We start from the raw sequence: 19304 nt of genomic DNA, 5'->3' as shown, positions 1-19304 counted from the left end.
GCGTCTCTACAAAAAACTTTCTATTCGTTTTTAAACGGCTTCTAAGAGAAAACTTCGCGCCTTTGCGAGACAACAAAAAAAGTCCCACCATTACGGCGGGACCTTCAGTTAATAGTTTAAACCAGATCAGGATTTTTTATTGCTGTTAAAGCCAAAGGGAACAACCACTTTAAAGCTGATGTTGCGGCCCATGTTGTATATACCAGGGTGTACACCTTCGGGCACGTTAGGATTATCAAAATATTTGAGCCTGCTCATGTTTGATTGGTAGTTAACATTGGCAAGGTTGGTACCTTCAACAAAAAGCTTAATAACCGGCTGGCCTGCTTTGTTAACAATGTTGCCGCCGAAGCCTGCACTTAACAGGTTATAGCCTGCTGTGTAGGTTTCTGTTCCGTAAGCTGCAAAAAAGCGGTCTTGTGCGCTGTAATGGTCAAAGCCCACAAAAGCATAAATGCTTTTAACCTTGCCAAAGCCGCCGTTAAATGTTCCGCGTAACTCTGAATGTGTGTGCAATGGCGGGATAAATGGCAGGTATTTTAAGCTATCGGCAACCGGGCCGCCGTTGCCTTTGTTTTCGCCATAAGTTAGGCTTAGTGCGTTTTCAAAATGCAGCCATGAAATAGGATGCAGGTCAACATTAACCTCGCCGCCATAAATGTGGGCTTTGCTTTGTACGTAGGTAAACGTGGTATAGCCTTGGGTATAAACCGGACTGCCATCGGCAGCTAACACCTGTTGCTGGTAAATGTAGTTTGACAGGTTGTTGTTAAATACCTCAACACTGGCCGAAATGTTTGGCAGCGTAAGGAATGTGCCGATATCCTCCTGCAAGCTAAACTCGGGCTTAAAGTTTTTATCGCCGATGTGATAGATCTGTGAACCGGGATCCGGGCCGTTAGCGGAGATTTCAGCAATGCTCGGTGCCCTGAAACCACGCGAGATATTACCTTTAATCAGGAATGCATCCGATAAGTTATAGGTTGCGCCAAAGCTGCCCGAAAAACCGCTGAACCTTTTGTTAAAGGCATCAAACTGTTTAGTAACGTTTGCTGCTGTTTCGGGATTGCTGCCGGTGTATAACTGCGGAAATCCGTTGCGGCCAAGTGTATCAACATAAGCAGCGGCATTACTGAATGAGCGGGTATCATACCTCGCACCTGCCGAAAGGTCAAGCTTGCCGAAGCTCTTTTTGATAACAAAGAACGGGCCGATATCAAACTGGTGATAAGCCGGTATCGGGAAATCAGTGGCATCGCCAATGGTATTGTTTTGGTACTGTCCGTTAACGCCAAAGGTAGTTTCATACTCATTACCGATGTTAAAGTTATATTTAACATCATAAGTATAAGTAGTAAGGTGCAGGTTAAGCCCGGCAATATCGCCGGCCTCGGGATGTGTATATTCCCGGCGGTGGCTATATTGGTACCCAAGGTTAACTGCCAGGTTTCCGTTACCTAAAATAAAGTTACTGTTGTTGTAGATGCGGTAAAGCTGTACGTGCTGATGCAATGTTGGGATGCTGTACGAGTTTAAAACAGACGTCGGAACAATTGGTCTGAAGGCGTCATCTTCGGTAATTTGACGGGTAAACTTGCGGGTAAGCGAGTCGCGACTGCCGTCGGGAATGGCTTGTTCATCGTCAAATAGCGAGGCATGCAGGTATGAATAACCCCATGATTTGTTAAGGCCCACCATTACACGGGCATCTTTTTCGCGGTAGTTGGTGGCATAAACGCGACCGTCATGCTCGTTTTGATAATCTTTACTGCCCTTGGCCGAAATTACTGTACCCCAGATGAGGCCATTCTGATTACCCTGCAACCTGAATGAGCCGTTATATAAACCCTGGTTAGTTCCATACAATCCTTGTACCGATCCGAGGATTTTGCCTTCGGGTACCGGTGCCGGCGTAATCAGGTTTACAACACCGCCAATAGCATCCGAGCCATAGGTTAAACTTGCCGGGCCTTTGATCACCTCTACCCTGTCGATAGAGTTTTGATCCACTTCAATACCGTGCTCGTCGCCCCATTGCTGGCCTTCCTGGCGGATACCATCCTGCAGGGTGATCACCCTGTTGTAGCCGAGGCCGTGAATAAAGGGTTTTGATACGTTAGGGCCGGTAGTAACCGCACTTACGCCGGGCAATGTAGCTATCTGGTCGATAATGTTACCCGATGCTGCACGCTGCTCCAAATAGGCCTTGCCTACTGCAACCATCGGTACGGGGCTGCGTTTTATTTCGGTGGCTTTGCTTACGCCGGTAATAACAACCTCGCCGGCTTCGAGCGATGAGGTTTGCATTTTAACATCAAATACGCTCGTTTTTGAAAAGTCGACCCTTTGGTTAACGGTTAAGTAACCTATATAGGTTACCTGCACCAGGAAGACACCCTTAGGCACGTTGCCAAAACTATATTTACCATTTACATCGGTAATGGCCCCTTTGCGTAAATCCGGAATATTTACTGTTGCGCCAATGATCGGTTTGCCATCGGCCTTATCAGTAATAGTGCCCGAAAGGCTACCAATGGCATCGTCGGTGTTATTGTTTATGGTGGTAAGAGTGCTTTTGGCAAATGCTATGGATTGAGCAAATACTAATAATATAATGAAGCTTATAAGCTTTAATTTCATGATGAAAATTTAAGAAAATCGATAGATACCGTTAATGACAACGGCGTTGTTTTTAAGGAAAAGATAAAGCGGAATTATGCCATAACCGGCGGCGCCCTTCCGGCCGAAAGGATAAGCGCAATGCTTATAAAATCGTAATCGCCGGCTTTAAAAACATGATCGGATGTTGCGAGGGGTATTAAAAATGTGTTATTGCTAACAACTACAGCATCGGTGTGGTGCATGGCATCGCACAGCAAACATTTTTCTTTGACGGTTTGCTGCCCCTGGGCCAGATGGCTGTGTTTGGTGATCCCTTTAATAAGCGTATGCTGGTGCGAATAAACCATATATTGCCCGGCCACAAAGCAAACAAGCAGCAGCCATGCAAATACAATATGTAGGCGGTTTTTTTTCACAGTCAACACTCCATATAACGGAATACAGCAAAAGTAAGTATTAAAACGCGAATATTAATGCAACATTGTAACAATAATGCGATCGTTCATTAGTTCACTGGTTCATTAGTTTATTTGTCCTTCCCCCGTATAGCGCTGTTAAAATAGGGTTATCAAACTTTTCACCAATGAACCAGTGAACTAATGAACCAATGAACCTATCTTTGCACCCTATGACACCTGCCGAGATCAATAAAAAATGGGAAGTGCTGCAGCAGCGGATAGCTGAGGAGTTTGACAACGAGAAGCCCGATATAAAAGTGATGCTTTTTTTGATCGGTGTGCAGGAACTGGGGCAGGGCCCGCGGAAATTCAGCAAGCGCCAAAAGGAAGAGCTGATGCATATTGCCACCTGCCGCTTAATGAGTATGATGGGTTTTTACGAGCTCGAAGGCCTTGACCAGGATGGCTGGCCGCATTGGAAACGTGTAAAAGTGATCCCAAACTATACCCTGCTTGAACAGGAAATGATGATGAAATCGCTCATTGTTAATTACTTTGAGGAGATGGATGGGGTAGAATAGTGAGTGGTTTATTGAGTTGATTAAGTGAGTGGTTGGCAAAGGGCCAATGTGTTTGTAAATGGCTTTTGAGCAGAGGGATACGTGCGATTCCCTCCCCTGCGAGGGTGTAGGGAGGGGTTTCTCAACTATACTTGTTAATTGGCAAGGCTTATAAAACCCCTCCCTTACACCACACTTGACAACCGCCCCCCTCCCCGAGGAGGGAATTTAAAACATTCGAATACCTATGATTCAGCTATATTAACAATAGAGTTATTGTAATCAATAAAAAATCAACGCAATCAGCGAAATCAAAAACAATCAACGGTCTATGAAGAAACTTTTTACCCTAAGCATTCTTTTATTAACCCTTACTGCCGCATTTGCCGGACCGCCTAAAAACCAGTACGTGCGCATCCATACGGCTTATGGCGATTGTATCCTTCGCCTATATAATGAAACGCCTTTGCACCGGGATAACTTTATCAAGCTTACTAAAAAAGGATTTTATAATGGTACACTGTTTCACCGGGTGATCCAGAATTTTATGATCCAGGGTGGCGACCCGGACTCAAAAGATCCGTTAAAAGCTAAACCCGGCGCAGAGTTGGGCAATGGTGATGTGGGCTACACCATCCCGGCCGAATTTCGCGACAGCCTGTTTCATAAACGTGGGGTACTTGCTGCAGCCCGCGATGATAATCCTAAAAAAGAATCAAGCGGCTGCCAGTTTTATATTGTAGAAGGCAAGCGCTTTACCGATGGCAAACTGGATACGCTGGAAAATACCCGCCTTAAAGGCCGCAAAATCCCCGTATGGCAGCGCGAATGGTATAAATCAGTTGGAGGCTCACCACACCTTGATCAAAACTATACTGTTTTTGGCGAGGTTGTTTCGGGTATCGATATGGTGGATAGGATTGCCGCTGTTAAAAAAGATGCCAATGATCGCCCAAATGCTGATGTGTCTATGACTGTTGAGTTGCTGAGCAAAAAGGAATGCAGGCAGTTGGATGCTATTCTTTTTCCAAACAGTAAATAAAACCTCTTGTCCGCTGCCGCGAGTTTAGCGATAGCGTAACTCGTGGTTGGCATAATGTAAGCTTCCAGCTTACAAAAATTCAGCTGAAAGCTGAAACCATGGTACACCACGGGTTGAAAACCCGCGGCAGATAGCGCAATTTTATTATAGTTTTGTGATTTGAATCAAATCCGAAATCGAACATCCGAAATCGAACATCCGAAATCCCACATGAAAATACTTACATATAACGTTAACGGTATCCGTTCGGCAATAAGCAAGGGTTGGCTGGCCTGGTTGCAGGCTACTGATGCTGATGTTGTTTGTTTGCAGGAAATTAAAGCAACACCTGATGTGCTCACCGATCTTGGTTTGGTTGACCAGATGGGCTATCAGCACTACTGGTTCCCGGCCGAAAAGAAAGGCTATAGCGGTACCGCCATTTTTACCAAAATTTTACCCAAACATATTGAGTACGGCTGCGGTATTCCCGACTTTGATCGTGAAGGCCGCTGTATCCGCGTTGATTTTGATGAGGTATCGGTGATGAGTGTTTATTTTCCATCGGGTTCAAGCGGGGATGAGCGCCAGGTTTTTAAATACCGTTTTCTGGATGAGTTTGGTAAATACCTAACCCTCCTTAAAGTAGAATATCCAAACCTGGTGGTTTGTGGTGATTATAACATTTGCCACCGCCCCATTGATATTCACAACCCAAAGTCAAACGCCAATTCATCAGGCTTTTTGCCGGAGGAGCGCGAATGGATGGAGAACTTTATTGAGGGCGGTTTTATAGATACCTTCCGCCACGTAAATAAAGAACCGCATAACTATACCTGGTGGAGTTTCCGGGCCGGAGCCCGCGGTAAAAACTTAGGCTGGCGTATCGATTATGCCATGGCCAGTACCCCATTGGAAGATAAGATCCGTAGGGCAGCGATACTGCCCGAGGCTAAGCATTCTGATCATTGCCCGGTATTGCTGGAGTTGGAGTTTTAACCCCTCTAAATCTCCCCTGAAGGGGAGACTTAAAAGAAATATTAAAACATGTCATTGCGAGCGTAGCGCGGCAATCGCACGGAAGCAGAGCCGCTCTGTATAGCATGCGATTGCTTCGTCGTTCCTCCTCGCAATGACATTAAAGGGGGTTATTTCGGCCCGTAAGTAACCACAGGGACAATCATTTCCTCTAACGAGATCCCTCCGTGCTGGAAGGTTTCATTATAGAAATTCACAAAGTGGTTGTAGTTGTTCGGGTACACGAAATAGCTATCCTCTTTGGCAAAAACAAAGCTTGAGCTGATGTGCAGCCTTGGCAGCATGGCATCATGCGGGTTACGGATATGGAAAACCTCTTTGGCATTATAGTTAAGGTTTTTGCCTTGTTTATAACGCAGGTTGGTGTTGGTATTCCTGTCGCCCACAATTTTGCTCGGGTTTTTTACACGGATGGTACCATGATCGGTAGTGATCACCACGCGTACCTGTTTTTGAGCTAAGAATTTTAACAGATCGAACAGTGGCGAGTGCTCAAACCACGATAAGGTTAATGAGCGGTAAGCAGCATCATCACTTGCCAGCTCGCGGATCATCTGCATATCTGTACGGGCATGCGATAACATATCCACAAAGTTGTATACCACAACGTTAAGCTCGTTGTTCATGAGGTTATTCACCGATTCGTTTAACGCCCGGCCCTCGTCAATATTCAGGATTTTATGGTACGAGTGTTTGCAGTCTTTGCGCAATACACGTTTCAGATGATCGGCCAGAAACTCGGCTTCGTACAGGTTTTTGCCACCTTCATCCTCGTCATTTTGCCACATAGATGGATAACGGCGCTCCATATCCAAAGGCATCAAGCCCGAAAAAATAGAGTTACGCGCATATTGCGTAGCCGTTGGCAGGATACTGTAATAGGTATCTTCTTCCTCCAGCCTGAAATATTCGGAGATAATAGGGTTAATAATCTTAAACTGATCATAACGCAGGTTATCTATCAAAATAAAAAATAACGGGCCTTTGCCGTCCAGCTTAGGGAATACTTTCTTTTTAAATAATTGCGGAGATGAGGTTGGCGCCAGATCCGGATTTTTGATCCAGTTCAAATAGTTTCGCTCCACAAACTTACAAAACTGCATATTGGCTTCGGCCTTTTGCAGCGTCAGGATCTCGTGCATGCCGGCATCCTCCAGTTTTTCAAGTTCAAGCTCCCAGTAGATCAGTTTCTTATAAACATCAACCCATTCCTGATGGTTCAGGTTGTCGTTAAGCGTCATACCCAGTGTACGGAAATCCATCTGGTAGGCCATGGTGGTTTTTTCGGTAACGAGGCGTTTGTTTTCCGTCAGCTTTTTGATGGTAAGCAATATTTGCTTGGGATGCACCGGCTTGATCAGGTAGTCGTCAATCTTTGAACCGATGGCATCTTCCATCAGGTACTCTTCCTCGTTTTTGGTGATCAGCACAATAGGTACATCGTTATTGATGTTCTTGATCTGCTGTAAGGTTTCCAGACCGGTAAGGCCAGGCATGTTCTCGTCAAGGAAAACCAGGTCGAAATAATTGCTCTTAAAAGAGTCAACAGCGTCGTAGCCATTGGTAACGGTAGTTACTTTGTAGCCCTTTTCGCCCAGGAAAAGTATATGTGGTCTTAGCAGGTCAATTTCGTCATCGGCCCATAAAATGGTGGTCTCTTGCATGATATGTATATTAAAGGTCTGAACTCGAATTTGGGGGAATTAGTGAATTTATCGAAGTTTTAATTGAGGACAAGGTTAACAGCCGATCAATTCAAATAATTCTTTAATTCCTGAAATTCTGGTTCAGACAAATTCTGATTATGACAGTAAACCCCAAATAGATGCTTTTGTTGTTACACAGTAAAGGTATTAACAAAATTTAACAAACCTGTCGCGCTTATTTTACCTTTGTTTTACATTTTTGCACTTACATAAGCAGCATTGAATAAAAAGAAAATAATTAACGACCCGGTTTATGGTTTTATCAGTATCCCAACCGAACTGATATTTGACCTTATATCCCACCCATACTTTCAACGGCTACGTTACATCAAACAACTGGGCATGACGCACCTGGTTTATCCCGGCGCGCTGCATACCCGTTTCCATCACGCTTTAGGGGCGATGTACCTGATGGATACAGCGCTTGAAACCTTGCGGAGTAAAGGTCACCTGATCTCTGCCGAAGAGGAAGAAGCCGTTACCATTGCCATATTATTACACGATATTGGTCACGGGCCATTTTCGCACGCATTGGAAAATACCATTATTGATGGCATTGCACACGAGGATATTTCGTCGATGCTGATGAATAAGCTTAATGAAGGGTTTGAAGGAAAGCTTAGCATGGCTATCAGTATTTTTAATGATACCTATCCGCGTAAATTCCTGCATCAGCTGGTATCCAGTCAGCTGGATATGGACAGGCTGGATTACCTTAACCGCGACAGTTTCTTCACCGGTGTTTCCGAAGGGGTGATCAGCTCCGAGCGGATCATTAAAATGCTCAACGTTAAAGACGACCATGTGGTTGTTGACGAAAAAGGTATTTACTCGATAGAGAAATTTTTGATTGCCCGCAGGTTGATGTACTGGCAGGTTTATCTGCATAAAACAGTTATAGCCGGCGAGGAAGTGCTGACTAAAATTTTCAGACGTGGCCGTGAACTGATATCGCAGGGCGAAGAATTATTTGCTACTCCTGCCCTGCTGCATTTTTTAAAGAGCCGAATTAGTCGCGATACTTTCATGAACGAAGGCCATCACCTGGAAACTTTTGCCTGTTTGGATGATACCGATATTATGGCATCAGTAAAAGTATGGGCCTATCACCCCGACCAGGTGCTTTCCCATCTTTGCAAAAATCTGGTACAGCGTAATTTATTTAGGGTTGATATCACCAACGAGTGTCCGGATGAGGTTTTTGTTGAACAGCTCCGCCAAAAAGCAATGCAAAAATATGGCGTGAGTTATGAGGATGCTGCGGCGTACTTTGTATTTACCACATCTATCCGCAATAATGCATATAACCAGAACGACGGTAATATTGGCATATTGATGAAGAACGGCCAGGTGAAAGATATTGCTGCCGCCAGCGATAATTCAAACCTGGTAGCTTTGGCCAAAACGGTGAAAAAATATATCCTTTGTTATAATAAGGAGTTGTTGAATTAACGGGTGGTTTTCACTGTAGAGACGCATAATTGCGTCTCCCGCATGCAGGTTACTGTAATTTGAAATTGGCAAGGTGGCTTGTCCTAAAGGAGACGCAATTATGCGTCTCTACAGTGAAGGCATTATGGATAAATGCGGGGAATGTGCACTGGCCGCGTTAGGGATTGTAGTGGAAAGCCCACAGCGAGGGTTGGAATTGCGAATTGGGCAAGCGAGGACTTGGAACGGAAAGCCCGGCCGCAGGCAACGCCCATATTTAGGGATTGAGGAATAAACATTAGTTGTTACTGTTTTTATAAAGAGAACCATAAAAAATGACGTTGTACTTCGGATTTAAACAAATAGCAAAACAAAACCGATACACACTTGCTACAAATGAAGAAATAGTGAAAATCAAAACACTTTGAGAGTCAAAACTTTTTAACGCGTGTTCATAACTCATTAATAATTTGTTGCTTCAATTTTAACATTTAAATTTGCCCGATGCAATTTACCGCACATGATATAAGTTTACTACTCAACGGAACTGTTGAAGGCGATGCTTCAGCTACGGTTAGTCAGCTTGCCAAGATAGAGGAAGCAGGTGCCGGCAGTCTCTCATTTTTGGCTAACGCTAAGTATGAGCAATTTCTGTATACCACCAACGCATCAATTGTTATTGTTAATAACAATCAGCAACTAAGTGGTCCGGTAAAAGCTACACTGATCAGGGTAGAGAATGCCTATAGTGCATTCACTGTTCTGCTCGAAAAGTACAATACCTTCAGGCTTGATAAAAAAGGGATTGAGCAGCCAAGCTTTATCCATCCAACAGCGCAGGTTGGCGCGGGGGCTTATATTGGCGCATTTGCTTATATCGGCCAAAATGTAACCATCGGCGATAATTGTAAAATTTATCCTAATGTTAACATTGGCGATAATGTGACCCTTGGAAACAATGTAACCCTGTTTGCCGGTGCTACAGTTTACTTTGATTGTGTTATTGGCAACAACGTGATTGTACATTCGGGCGCGATTATAGGCAGCGATGGTTTCGGCTTTGCCCCTAACCCAGATGGTACTTATACTAAAATTGCACAGATTGGTAACGTAATATTGGAAGATGACGTTGAAGTGGGTTCAAATACTACTATTGACAGGGCAACCATGGGGTCGACCATAGTACGTAAAGGAGTAAAGATTGATAACCTGATCCAGATAGCTCATAATGTAGAGATTGGCGCGCATACTGTAATTGCAGCACAATCGGGTATATCGGGCAGTACCAAAATTGGCGAAAGGGTTGTAATTGGTGGCCAGGTTGGTTTTGCCGGACACCTCAATATAGCCAACGGATCGCAGTTTTCGGCGCAGACAGGAATAAACGGATCTGTTACAGAAGAGGGTAAGGCATGGGGAGGCTCTCCATATATGCCATATAAAGATTACCTTCGTGCCCACGCGAAGCTGCGAAAGCTGCCGGAGCTTGACCGCAAGGTGTACGAGCTTGAAAAATTGATTGAAGAACTACGTAAAGGCAAGGCAAGCGAATAGCCTTAGCCTGTAAATTTAAATATGAACGTTAAACAAAGAACTATTAAAGCGCCGGTTTCGGTATCAGGAACAGGCTTGCACACCGGACAAAGCGTTACAATGACCTTTAATCCTGCTCCTGAAAACCACGGTTATAAATTCAGGAGGGTTGATATTCCCGGTGCGCCAATTATTGATGCCGATGTTGATAACGTAAGCGATACTTCGCGCGGAACATCTATCAGTCAAAACGGCGCTACTGTAAACACTGTTGAACATGTACTGGCTGCCCTGGTTGGACTTGAAATTGATAACGTGCTGATTGACCTTGATGGTCCCGAAACGCCCATTATGGACGGCAGTTCGATACAGTTTGTTGACGTAATAACCGAAACAGGACTTATTGAGCAGGAAGCAGACCGCGAATACTATCATATCCCTTATAACATCCACTACTCTGAACCCGACCGTAAGGTAGAAATGGTTGCTATGCCTTTAGATGACTACCGTTTTACCTGTATGGTTGATTATAACTCGCAGGTATTGGGAAGCCAGCATGCAAGTATATCAACCATCAGCGAGTTCAAAAAGGAAATTGCTTCATGCCGCACCTTCTGCTTTTTGCATGAGCTGGAGATGTTGTTAAAGCATGACCTCATAAAAGGCGGCGATTTAAACAATGCTATCGTTGTTGTTGATAAAGACGTTGACCAGGATGAACTTAACCACCTGGCCAAACTGTTTAACCGTAAAGATATCAGCGTTGCCCCACAGGGTATTTTAAATAATATAGAGCTCCGTCACCAAAATGAGCCGGCACGCCACAAGCTGCTGGATATGATTGGCGATTTGGCATTAGTTGGTGTTCCGCTTAAAGGCCATATTATGGCTGCAAGGCCGGGCCATGCGGCTAACGTTGCATTTGCTAAAAAGATTAAAGCTTTAATCAAAAAAGAAAAAAGCCGCAAACAGGTAAAAACTTACGACCTGAATGCCAAGCCGCTTTTTGATACGGTTGATATTATGGGGATGTTGCCTCACCGTCAGCCTTTCCTGATGATAGATAAGATCCTGGAGCTTACCAAAAGCCATGTTGTAGGTTGCAAAAACGTAACCATCAATGAGGAGTTCTTTAAGGGCCATTTCCCCGGCGCACCAATCTTCCCGGGCGTATTACAAATTGAAGGCATGGTGCAAACAGGCGGTATCCTGGTGTTAAATACCGTTCCCGATCCGCAAAATTACCTTACCCTTTTCCTTAAAATTGAGAATGCACGCTTTAAAAGCAAGGTAGTACCGGGTGATACCATTATTTACGTGTGCGACCTTACCGCCCCTATCCGCCGTGGTATAGCTACCATGAAAGGTGTAGGCATGGTGGGCGACCGCGTTGTTGTTGAAGCCGAACTGATGGCTCAAATTGTAAAAGTAAAAGAAACCGAAGCATGATCCAGCCATTAGCATACATCCACCCACAGGCCAAAATTGCCGATAATGTGGTGATTGAACCCTTTGTTACCATCCACAAGGATGTTGAAATTGGCGAAGGTACCTGGATCGGCTCCAACTCCGTAATTATGGATGGTGCCCGGATAGGTAAAAACTGCCGTATTTTCCCCGGTGCAGTAGTATCTGCTCCGCCGCAGGATTTAAAATACAAAGGCGAGCAAAGCACTGTAACCATTGGTGATAACACCACCATACGGGAGTGTGTTACCCTTAACCGTGGTACTGCTCTTGATAAAAACACCACCACCATTGGCAGCAATTGCCTGCTGATGGCTTATGTGCACGTAGCGCATGATTGCGTTATCGGCGATAACGTTATTGTTGCCAATGCAGTGCAATTGGCCGGCCACATTACGGTTTATGACTATGCATTTATTGGTGGCTCTTCTGCCGTGCATCAGTTTGTTGAAATCGGGGCGCATAGCATGATCTCGGGCGGCTCGCTGGTACGTAAAGACGTTCCTCCGTATACCAAGGCCGGTCGCGAACCATTGTCATATGTCGGAATCAATTCGGTAGGCTTACGCCGCAGAGGCTTTTCGGCTGCTACCATAGCCGAAATCCAGGAGATCTACCGGATCATATTCCTGAAAAAATATAACGTAACCAAAGCGCTTGATATCATTGAGGCTGAGTTTACCCCAAGCGAGGAACGCGATGAAATCATCAACTTCCTGCAAAACTCGCAACGCGGTATCATGAAAGGGTTTGGAAATACCTAAATGGTTGTCTGAACCGGAATTTGTGGAATTTATGAATTGACAGAATTTTGCTTTTCCGGCCGTTAATTCAATAAATTCTTTAATTCTACAAATTCAGGTTCAGACAATATCATGATCATCACCCTCCAAAACATCGGCCGCCGCTTTAACCGCGACTGGATTTTCAAAGGAGTGGATTATACCTTTACTTCCGGCGAGTCATATGCTATCCTTGGCCCTAATGGTTCCGGGAAATCAACTTTATTACAGGTTTTAAACGGGAGTCTTTCTCCTTCTGTTGGCAAAATTGAATTTGCCAATGAAGGCAAACCGGTTGAAATAGAAACCGTTTTTACCCACTTAAGTCTTGCCGCCCCCTATCTTGAGCTGATAGAAGAGTTTACTATGAGCGAAATGATCGATTTTCATTTTAAATTTAAACGCTTTAAACCGGGGACGGACAAAGCGCAGCTGATCGATCTGCTCAATCTGCCTAAAAGCGCCAATAAGCTTATCAAATACTTTTCATCGGGAATGAAACAGCGCCTTAAGCTTGCGCTTGCTTTTTGTGCCGATACCCCTATGCTTATGCTGGATGAGCCTACCTCCAACCTGGATACCCAGGGTGTTGACTGGTACTTAAACCTTGTGCAGCAATTCGCCGCAGGGCGTCTTACCATAGTGTGCTCCAACCAGGAACATGAGTATGGTTTTTGTAATCACAGGTTGAGTATTGTGGATTATAAAGTTTAGGTGAGTGGTTGATTGGGTTGATTAGGTGAGTGGTTTTGAACTGCGCGGCTCAATTACGAGGCACCTACGGAGCCCAAAAAGACCATCTCGCCTTGCGCTATAAACACGATACTCCTCCGGAGTTGAATTTTGCGCGATAGCACACCCCATAGAGGTGCCGTGTTTATAGCAAAGCCTATCCATAAATAAAACGGCTCCATAGGAGCCCCGTATATACGCCAGATATAATTTATCACGATTTAAAGGACCTGATAAATTCATGAAAATTTCTTAATTTGATAAATAGTGGTTTCGGAACCACTATTTCATATAAACTAATAACTCACCAATTAATCTGCATCCAGCCTCTAAAATAGCAAACCACTCACTTAATCAACCCAATCAACCATTCACCAACATAACTACTTGTTTCTTTGCACTTAAGTAACTAAGTTTGCGCCTCAATATTATTTTATGGCTAAGGCATCAGATGTTAAAAATGGAAATGTACTTCGCTTCAACGGCGAATTAGTTCAGGTTGAAGAGTTTTTACACCGTACTCCGGGCAACTTACGCGCGTTTTACCAGGCCCGTATGCGCAACGTTAAATCAGGTAAACTGGTTGAATACCGTTTCCGTACAGATGAAGAGGTTGACATAGCCCGCGTTGAAACTAACGATTATCAATACCTGTATGACGAAGGTGATTCATTAGTAGTAATGGACAACACCACATACGATCAGCATAACGTACCAAAGGCATTATTTGGCCCGGCAGTTAAATTTTTGAAAGAAGGCATGAACGTAATTGTTGCCTTTGAAAGCGACGAACCTATCATGGGTTCTATCCCAGGCTCTGCCGAACTGGAAATCACCTACACTGAACCGGCTGTTAAAGGTGATACTTCAAGCGGTGCATTGAAAAATGCTACTGTTGAAACCGGCGCAGAGATCCGTGTGCCGTTATTCATCAACATTGGCGATAAAGTTAAGGTTGATACCGCTACCGGCGCTTACGTTGAGCGTGTGAAAGGTTAATCTCCGGGTTCCCTTAAGGGAAGTGGAAATGTTTAAAAAAAGAGAAGGGGGTTCGCATTGCGAAACCCCTTCTCTTTTTTACCCTTATGTCATTGCGAGCGATAGCGTGGCAATCCCGTAGCTATGCTCAGCGGCTTTGCATGTCTCACGGGCATAGCGACGAGATTGCCGCGTCGCCCGGATGCTCTTTGCCTGTGCTGCTCCTCGCAATGACATAGCTATTGGTTCAGTTTCGCCACTATCTCATCCGCAGTCAATTTCTCCTGTACGCCGCTGGTCATATCTTTAAAGCTTAGCAGCCCTGTTTGCATTTCATCGCCACCTACAACCACCACATAAGGGATGTTTTTATTGTTGGCGTACTCCATTTGCTTTTTGATTTTAGCGCCTGCCGGGTAAAGTTCGGTGTTGATATTGCTGCGGCGAAGCGCTTGTAATAGAGGCAAGCTATAAAGTTCGCCTTCTTTATCGAAATTGCATATAAGTACCTGGGTTGTTTGATTGCTTCCGGCCGGGAAAAGGTTTAGTTCTTCCAGTACGTCGTAAATCCTGTCGGCGCCGAAAGAGATGCCGGCACCGGTAAGTCCCTTTAAGCCGAACATGCCGGTGAGGTCATCATACCTGCCACCGCCACCGATGCTGCCCATATTTACTTCGTTTGTTTTTACTTCGAAGATAGCGCCGGTGTAATAGTTTAATCCGCGGGCAAGGGTAATGTCCAGTTCCAGCTTTGCCGTTTGTAACGGGCAGCGCTCTATATAGTCGAAGACGGTTTCTATTTCGTCGCAGCCTTTTAGGCCGATCTCTGATTGCGCCAATGCCTCGCGAAGGCTTGCCAGTTTTTCGGTGTTATTGCCTTCAAGCAGAATAACCGGTTTTAGTTTGTCGATATCGGCGTCGGTAAACCCTTTTTCAAGGAGCTCTTTGATCACGCCATCAAGGCCTATTTTATCCAGTTTGTCAATAGCGACGGTCAAATCGATGATGTTATCAGATTTGTCTATAACTTGAGCTATTCCAGATAGTATTTTTCTATTGTTGATCTTAATGCTGAAATCTTTCAATCCAAGTTTGGTTAAAGCCTCGTCATAGATCATGATAAATTCAGCCTCGTTTAGCAATGAATCTGAGCCAACCACGTCGGCATCGCACTGATAAAACTCGCGGTAACGGCCACGCTGAGGCCTGTCGGCACGCCAAACCGGCTGCACCTGGAAACGCTTGAACGGAAACGTGATCTCGTTTTGGTGTTGCACTACGTAACGCGCGAAGGGTACGGTAAGATCGTAGCGAAGGGCTTTTTCGGAGATAGCAACCGCTACAGAATTGGAGTTGCGTTCAATAAGTTTTTGTTCGTCAACTTTGGCAAGATAGTCGCCGCTGTTGAGTACTTTAAATATCAGCTTGTCCCCTTCTTCGCCATATTTCCCCATTAAGGTTGATGAGTTTTCCATTGTCGGTGTTTCTATCTGCTGATAGCCATATTTGCGGAAAACGGATTTAATAGTATCAAAAATATAATTGCGTTTCACCATTTCGGCCGGTGAAAAATCGCGGGTGCCTTTGGGTACTGATGGTTTAATGGATGCCATGCGGCAAATGTACAAAAAAGAGGGTTATGCGTGTTGGAGGAACGTCTTTGCGGGAGGGTTACTTAGCATGCGGGCCACAAGCCACAGGCTTGCGGCAGCAATTAAAAAAGAAAAGCGGTTTCGCATGCGAAACCGCTTTTCTTTTTTCTCCATCATGTCATTGCGAGGCACGAAGCAATCGCACGGAAGCACGGCCGCTCTGTATGGTATGCGATTGCCGCGCTACGCTCGCAATGACATTAAGCTTATCGCCCATGCGTGTGAAAACTCAAACTACTTGCAAAGCCAATGGTAACATAACCATAGCTATCTTCAAAAAACTGGTTGTAATCATCCTGCCCGCGGTAGCCTCCGCCAATCATGAGGGCTGCATCAGGCATAAACGGAAACTGGTAATAATATTTCAGGCTCACGTTTAAACGTTTCTTAAAATCAAAGCTTGAGTAGTTGTCATACTTATCGGCAATGTAAGTAAAGTCGAACCGGATGCGCTGCCAGTTTTGGTATACTTTTTTGCTCTTATCAGTTGGATCTTCATAGGCTTTGGCAAAGTTGTACATGCGGCTACCGTTAATACGGATAAAGCCATAATGATCTTTCAGGCCTTCAGATAAACCAAGATTAAACAAACCGGCGTGAACCTCTAAGCCCAGGTTATCGTAGCGGTTTATGATCAGGTCTTTTTTGTCAAAGCGTTTACCGCTATAATAAGTTAACGTATAAAAGTTGGTGGTGAACTTGCCACTATCGCGGTTAAAGCTGCCATCGGGATTAAGTGATGGTCCGCGTACCCCGTTTGAGTGGTGCGAGTAACCAAACGAGAAGAATTTTGGATTGTAAGTATCCTCATTTACCCTGAAGTATAGCGTACCACCCGGCATAAAGCTTGGCGATTTCACCGGTGCACCTTGAGAGGCCAGCAGACGGATCTTTACCCTTGCGGTAAACACGAAAAAGAAACGTGATTTGGGCGTGCTGAACAAAATAAAGTTAGGCGCGAGATCGGCGGTAAGCTGGGTTTTTACTTTGTTAAAGTAGTCGTTCCCTCCTTCTGATACCCGCAGGTTTTGTTCATAAATATGATCGAAAGCCTGGTTAATGAGGCGCTTTTTCATCAGTGCGCTATCAGCCAGTGTATCTGCCGGTACGGTGATGTGACTGCCGGCCGCCGCTTTTAAGTTATCAGCAACAATAAAAATAAACAGGGCGCAAATTGCTTTTAATGCAAACGTGGATTTGAAACGGGGTGTTAAAGCCGGCTTCTTAAAAGCCGACTTTTTAAAATAAAAATTGATCAATGTAGTAAGTATTATTTTACCGATAGTGTCTGGGTTATAGCCGCTTGTGGTTAACCATGTGCGTTAACATACGGTTAAGAATAGCGTCGCAATATTACTTATTATAAGTTTTTTTGCAATCGGGCATATGTCAGCATTAAGTAAATGTATCGGTAATCGGCATCTTGTGACATTAGCCGGAAATTATGAACGTTTGTTGACCGTTTCGGAGAAGCTGTTTAAAAACGGTTTGATTGAAATGGTATTAAAAAAAGCGCAATTGCTGTAAGGTAAAATTGGAACATTCTGAAGGGGAAATGACATTAGGAGTGGAAGTTGTCATCCTGAGTGAGAGAAAATCGGGGGCCTATAAGGATGAGATGACATTTGGTGTGGAGGGACTCTCACCCTGAGCTTGTCGAAGGGTCGCGCGCAGAGGCCCTACCCGCTATGCTTCGACAGGCTCAGCATGACACCCATTTTTTAGTCATGTCATGGGTAGGTACGAAGCAATCGAGAACGATACAGGGCGGGTCGGTTTGTTGGGATTATTAATAATTTATAATTTGTTTTTATAGGTAGTAATCGAGAACCGGCGCGAGTATGCAGCGCTGGCTTGCAGGGCCGGGTACTCGTGACTTCTTGATTAAAGAGGATTATCAATCGCGTTTGCTAAACGCAGGCTTATTTTGCCCTTTGGGCAAAACAACGCATTTCAATCCGAAATTATGGTGGCGGGATTTTGCCAGTACTGAGTGCTGCTCATGCGGTTAATTTGAAGAAATCATAAAAAAAACCGGAAATAAATACGGTTTGCAGGCTGGCATATGAACCGCGTTTTAGTTACCTCTTTAAGTTTTAGTAGTTGATAGCCAATTATTTAATACTGTTTCGTGTTGTTTTTTACATTGTTGATTATCAGTGTGTTTCATATAAAAGGTGTTCTGCTGTTTCACGCTCAAAAAATGGAACACTACTGCGTTTTTGAAAAAATAGCGGTCGGTGGTTTTTCGATTTTTTATGGGGAATCAGAAAATTGAGACACCTCATTTGTTACAATCAGGTGCCCTGGCGGTGTTATCCATCTACCGTAAATTGTCCATTGTAACCAAGCTTTTACCTCTGTTTTGGCGGGCTTATACTTTATTTTTGCGATAATCGTTTTAGCATTAAAAAAAAGCCAATATATTTAGCCCAACCTAAAAAAATGTTCGCTTAATTTGCAATTAAAACGTTTTATCAAAACATGGCACTTAAACAGTTTTACATTATTTAAGTCACATACCTTGTACAAAGCAAAACAATGAAACCAACAGGAGCCGCCACAACCAACCAAAGCTATTTAAATGGCGGTTCCGCTACTATAAAAAACAATTATAACTTTATGAAAAAGATCATGCTTGGCCTGATGGCCATCCCTGCCTTTTGCCTGTCGGTATCGGCACAAACCAAACTATTCGACGGCAAAACCACCACAGGCTGGCACACCTATCTTAAAAAAGATGTTGTAGGCTGGAAAGTTGTTGACGGCGCTTTACAACTCGACCCGAAAGCAGCCGAAGGTCATGGCGATTTAGTTACCGATGGCGAATACGAAAACTACGAGCTTACTTTAGAGTGGAACATCACTAAAGAAGGTAACAGCGGTATTATTTTTGGCGTACATGAAGACCCTCAATTTGGCGCTACCTACTTAACCGGTATGGAGATGCAGGTACTTGATAACAAAGATGCCGAAGACAATAAAAAGGCCAATCACCTGGCGGGCTCATTATATGATATGATAGCCCCATCAAAAGATGTATGCAAACCAGCCGGCGAATGGAACAAAGTAAAACTGCGTAAAAAAGATGGTCAGATCACTTTTTGGCTTAACGGTACCCAGATCGTAGACGTAAAAATTGGCAGCGATGAGTGGAACAAGGTATTAGCCGATAGCAAGTTTAAAAACTGGAAAGGTTTTGCTCAGTATCCTAAAGGCCATATTGCCCTGCAGGATCACGGTCACCTGGTTAGCTACCGTAATATCAAATTAAAAGAGCTTTAATATTTTTCATGAACAGGGTGCTTATGTAGTACCCTGTTCATATATTTACCTTAACTTAAATTGTGTTTAGCATGCCCCTGTGCATGTATAATTTCCTCT

The 19304-nt window shown here is 44.2% G+C and carries 15 protein-coding genes; 10 read left to right on the top strand and 5 right to left on the bottom strand.

Annotated features, from left to right (window positions below):
* Positions 1-126 precede the first annotated feature (126 nt).
* Both BMX50_RS35050 and BMX50_RS08920 read right to left on the bottom strand, forming a co-directional pair.
* A complete protein-coding gene (locus BMX50_RS35050) occupies positions 127-2640 on the bottom strand; it encodes a TonB-dependent receptor (protein WP_091210142.1) in 2514 nt (837 codons plus the stop codon).
* Positions 2641-2714: 74 nt separating this feature from the next.
* Entirely contained in the window at positions 2715-3038 is a 324-nt protein-coding gene (locus tag BMX50_RS08920; RefSeq protein ID WP_091210141.1) for a hypothetical protein, read from the bottom strand.
* A gap of 212 nt (positions 3039-3250) precedes the next feature.
* On the opposite strand from BMX50_RS08920, the gene BMX50_RS08915 reads away from it, so the two are divergent.
* The 3 genes from BMX50_RS08915 (at position 3251) to BMX50_RS08905 (ending at position 5600) form a co-directional block, all read left to right on the top strand.
* A complete protein-coding gene (locus BMX50_RS08915; RefSeq protein ID WP_091210140.1) occupies positions 3251-3601 on the top strand; it encodes a hypothetical protein in 351 nt (116 codons plus the stop codon).
* A gap of 310 nt (positions 3602-3911) precedes the next feature.
* Positions 3912-4622, top strand: coding sequence for a peptidylprolyl isomerase (locus tag BMX50_RS08910; RefSeq protein ID WP_091210139.1), 711 nt, complete (start codon positions 3912-3914; stop codon positions 4620-4622).
* Positions 4623-4832: 210 nt separating this feature from the next.
* Entirely contained in the window at positions 4833-5600 is a 768-nt protein-coding gene (locus BMX50_RS08905) for an exodeoxyribonuclease III (RefSeq protein ID WP_091210138.1), read from the top strand.
* Between the two features lie 149 nt (positions 5601-5749).
* On the opposite strand, the gene porX is transcribed toward BMX50_RS08905, so the two are convergent.
* Positions 5750-7303, bottom strand: a complete 1554-nt coding sequence (porX, locus tag BMX50_RS08900) for a T9SS response regulator signal transducer PorX (RefSeq protein WP_091210137.1) — start codon at positions 7301-7303, stop codon at positions 5750-5752.
* A gap of 261 nt (positions 7304-7564) precedes the next feature.
* On the opposite strand from porX, the gene BMX50_RS08895 reads away from it, so the two are divergent.
* The 6 genes from BMX50_RS08895 (at position 7565) to efp (ending at position 14289) form a co-directional block, all read left to right on the top strand.
* Positions 7565-8797, top strand: a complete 1233-nt coding sequence (locus BMX50_RS08895) for an HD domain-containing protein (RefSeq protein WP_091210136.1) — start codon at positions 7565-7567, stop codon at positions 8795-8797.
* A gap of 483 nt (positions 8798-9280) precedes the next feature.
* On the top strand, positions 9281-10330 hold the full coding sequence (gene lpxD, locus BMX50_RS08885; protein ID WP_091210134.1) for a UDP-3-O-(3-hydroxymyristoyl)glucosamine N-acyltransferase: 1050 nt from the start codon (positions 9281-9283) through the stop codon (positions 10328-10330).
* A 21-nt stretch (positions 10331-10351) separates the two neighbouring features.
* On the top strand, positions 10352-11758 hold the full coding sequence (locus BMX50_RS08880) for a bifunctional UDP-3-O-[3-hydroxymyristoyl] N-acetylglucosamine deacetylase/3-hydroxyacyl-ACP dehydratase (RefSeq protein ID WP_091210133.1): 1407 nt from the start codon (positions 10352-10354) through the stop codon (positions 11756-11758).
* Complete coding sequence (lpxA, locus tag BMX50_RS08875; RefSeq protein WP_091210132.1) at positions 11755-12540, top strand: acyl-ACP--UDP-N-acetylglucosamine O-acyltransferase; 786 nt, start codon at positions 11755-11757, stop codon at positions 12538-12540. The genes BMX50_RS08880 and lpxA overlap by 4 nt, the downstream gene beginning before the upstream one ends.
* A 111-nt stretch (positions 12541-12651) precedes the next feature.
* Positions 12652-13272 carry an ABC transporter ATP-binding protein gene (locus tag BMX50_RS08870; protein WP_091210131.1) on the top strand — a complete coding sequence of 207 codons (621 nt, stop codon included), beginning with the start codon at positions 12652-12654 and terminating at the stop codon, positions 13270-13272.
* Between the two features lie 453 nt (positions 13273-13725).
* Positions 13726-14289, top strand: coding sequence for an elongation factor P (gene efp / locus BMX50_RS08865; protein ID WP_090532660.1), 564 nt, complete (start codon positions 13726-13728; stop codon positions 14287-14289).
* 218 nt (positions 14290-14507) lie between these two features.
* On the opposite strand, the gene hisS is transcribed toward efp, so the two are convergent.
* Both hisS and BMX50_RS08855 read right to left on the bottom strand, forming a co-directional pair.
* Positions 14508-15881 (bottom strand): histidine--tRNA ligase, encoded by a 1374-nt coding sequence (hisS, locus tag BMX50_RS08860; RefSeq protein WP_091210130.1) that lies wholly within the window; start codon positions 15879-15881, stop codon positions 14508-14510.
* A gap of 245 nt (positions 15882-16126) precedes the next feature.
* Positions 16127-17179 (bottom strand): hypothetical protein, encoded by a 1053-nt coding sequence (locus BMX50_RS08855; protein ID WP_091210129.1) that lies wholly within the window; start codon positions 17177-17179, stop codon positions 16127-16129.
* 1282 nt (positions 17180-18461) lie between these two features.
* On the opposite strand from BMX50_RS08855, the gene BMX50_RS08850 reads away from it, so the two are divergent.
* A complete protein-coding gene (locus BMX50_RS08850) occupies positions 18462-19205 on the top strand; it encodes a 3-keto-disaccharide hydrolase (RefSeq protein ID WP_244280903.1) in 744 nt (247 codons plus the stop codon).
* Positions 19206-19304 lie beyond the last annotated feature (99 nt).

The sequence above is a fragment of the Mucilaginibacter gossypiicola genome (assembly GCF_900110105.1).
In the GTDB taxonomy this organism is placed as follows: domain Bacteria; phylum Bacteroidota; class Bacteroidia; order Sphingobacteriales; family Sphingobacteriaceae; genus Mucilaginibacter; species Mucilaginibacter gossypiicola.
Note: the sequence above shows the minus strand (reverse complement) of the source record. Positions and strands in the feature narration are given on the sequence as shown.

Bases quoted from the DNA above. Each gene is read 5' to 3' on its own strand.
- BMX50_RS35050 (WP_091210142.1), bottom strand. From the start codon at position 2,640: ATGAAATTAAAGCTTATAAGCTTCATTATATTATTAGTATTTGCTCAA.
- BMX50_RS08915 (WP_091210140.1), top strand. From the start codon at position 3,251: ATGACACCTGCCGAGATCAATAAAAAATGGGAAGTGCTGCAGCAGCGG.
- BMX50_RS08910 (WP_091210139.1), top strand. From the start codon at position 3,912: ATGAAGAAACTTTTTACCCTAAGCATTCTTTTATTAACCCTTACTGCC.
- BMX50_RS08905 (WP_091210138.1), top strand. From the start codon at position 4,833: ATGAAAATACTTACATATAACGTTAACGGTATCCGTTCGGCAATAAGC.
- porX (WP_091210137.1), bottom strand. From the start codon at position 7,303: ATGCAAGAGACCACCATTTTATGGGCCGATGACGAAATTGACCTGCTA.
- lpxD (WP_091210134.1), top strand. From the start codon at position 9,281: ATGCAATTTACCGCACATGATATAAGTTTACTACTCAACGGAACTGTT.
- BMX50_RS08880 (WP_091210133.1), top strand. From the start codon at position 10,352: ATGAACGTTAAACAAAGAACTATTAAAGCGCCGGTTTCGGTATCAGGA.
- lpxA (WP_091210132.1), top strand. From the start codon at position 11,755: ATGATCCAGCCATTAGCATACATCCACCCACAGGCCAAAATTGCCGAT.
- BMX50_RS08870 (WP_091210131.1), top strand. From the start codon at position 12,652: ATGATCATCACCCTCCAAAACATCGGCCGCCGCTTTAACCGCGACTGG.
- efp (WP_090532660.1), top strand. From the start codon at position 13,726: ATGGCTAAGGCATCAGATGTTAAAAATGGAAATGTACTTCGCTTCAAC.
- hisS (WP_091210130.1), bottom strand. From the start codon at position 15,881: ATGGCATCCATTAAACCATCAGTACCCAAAGGCACCCGCGATTTTTCA.
- BMX50_RS08850 (WP_244280903.1), top strand. From the start codon at position 18,462: ATGAAACCAACAGGAGCCGCCACAACCAACCAAAGCTATTTAAATGGC.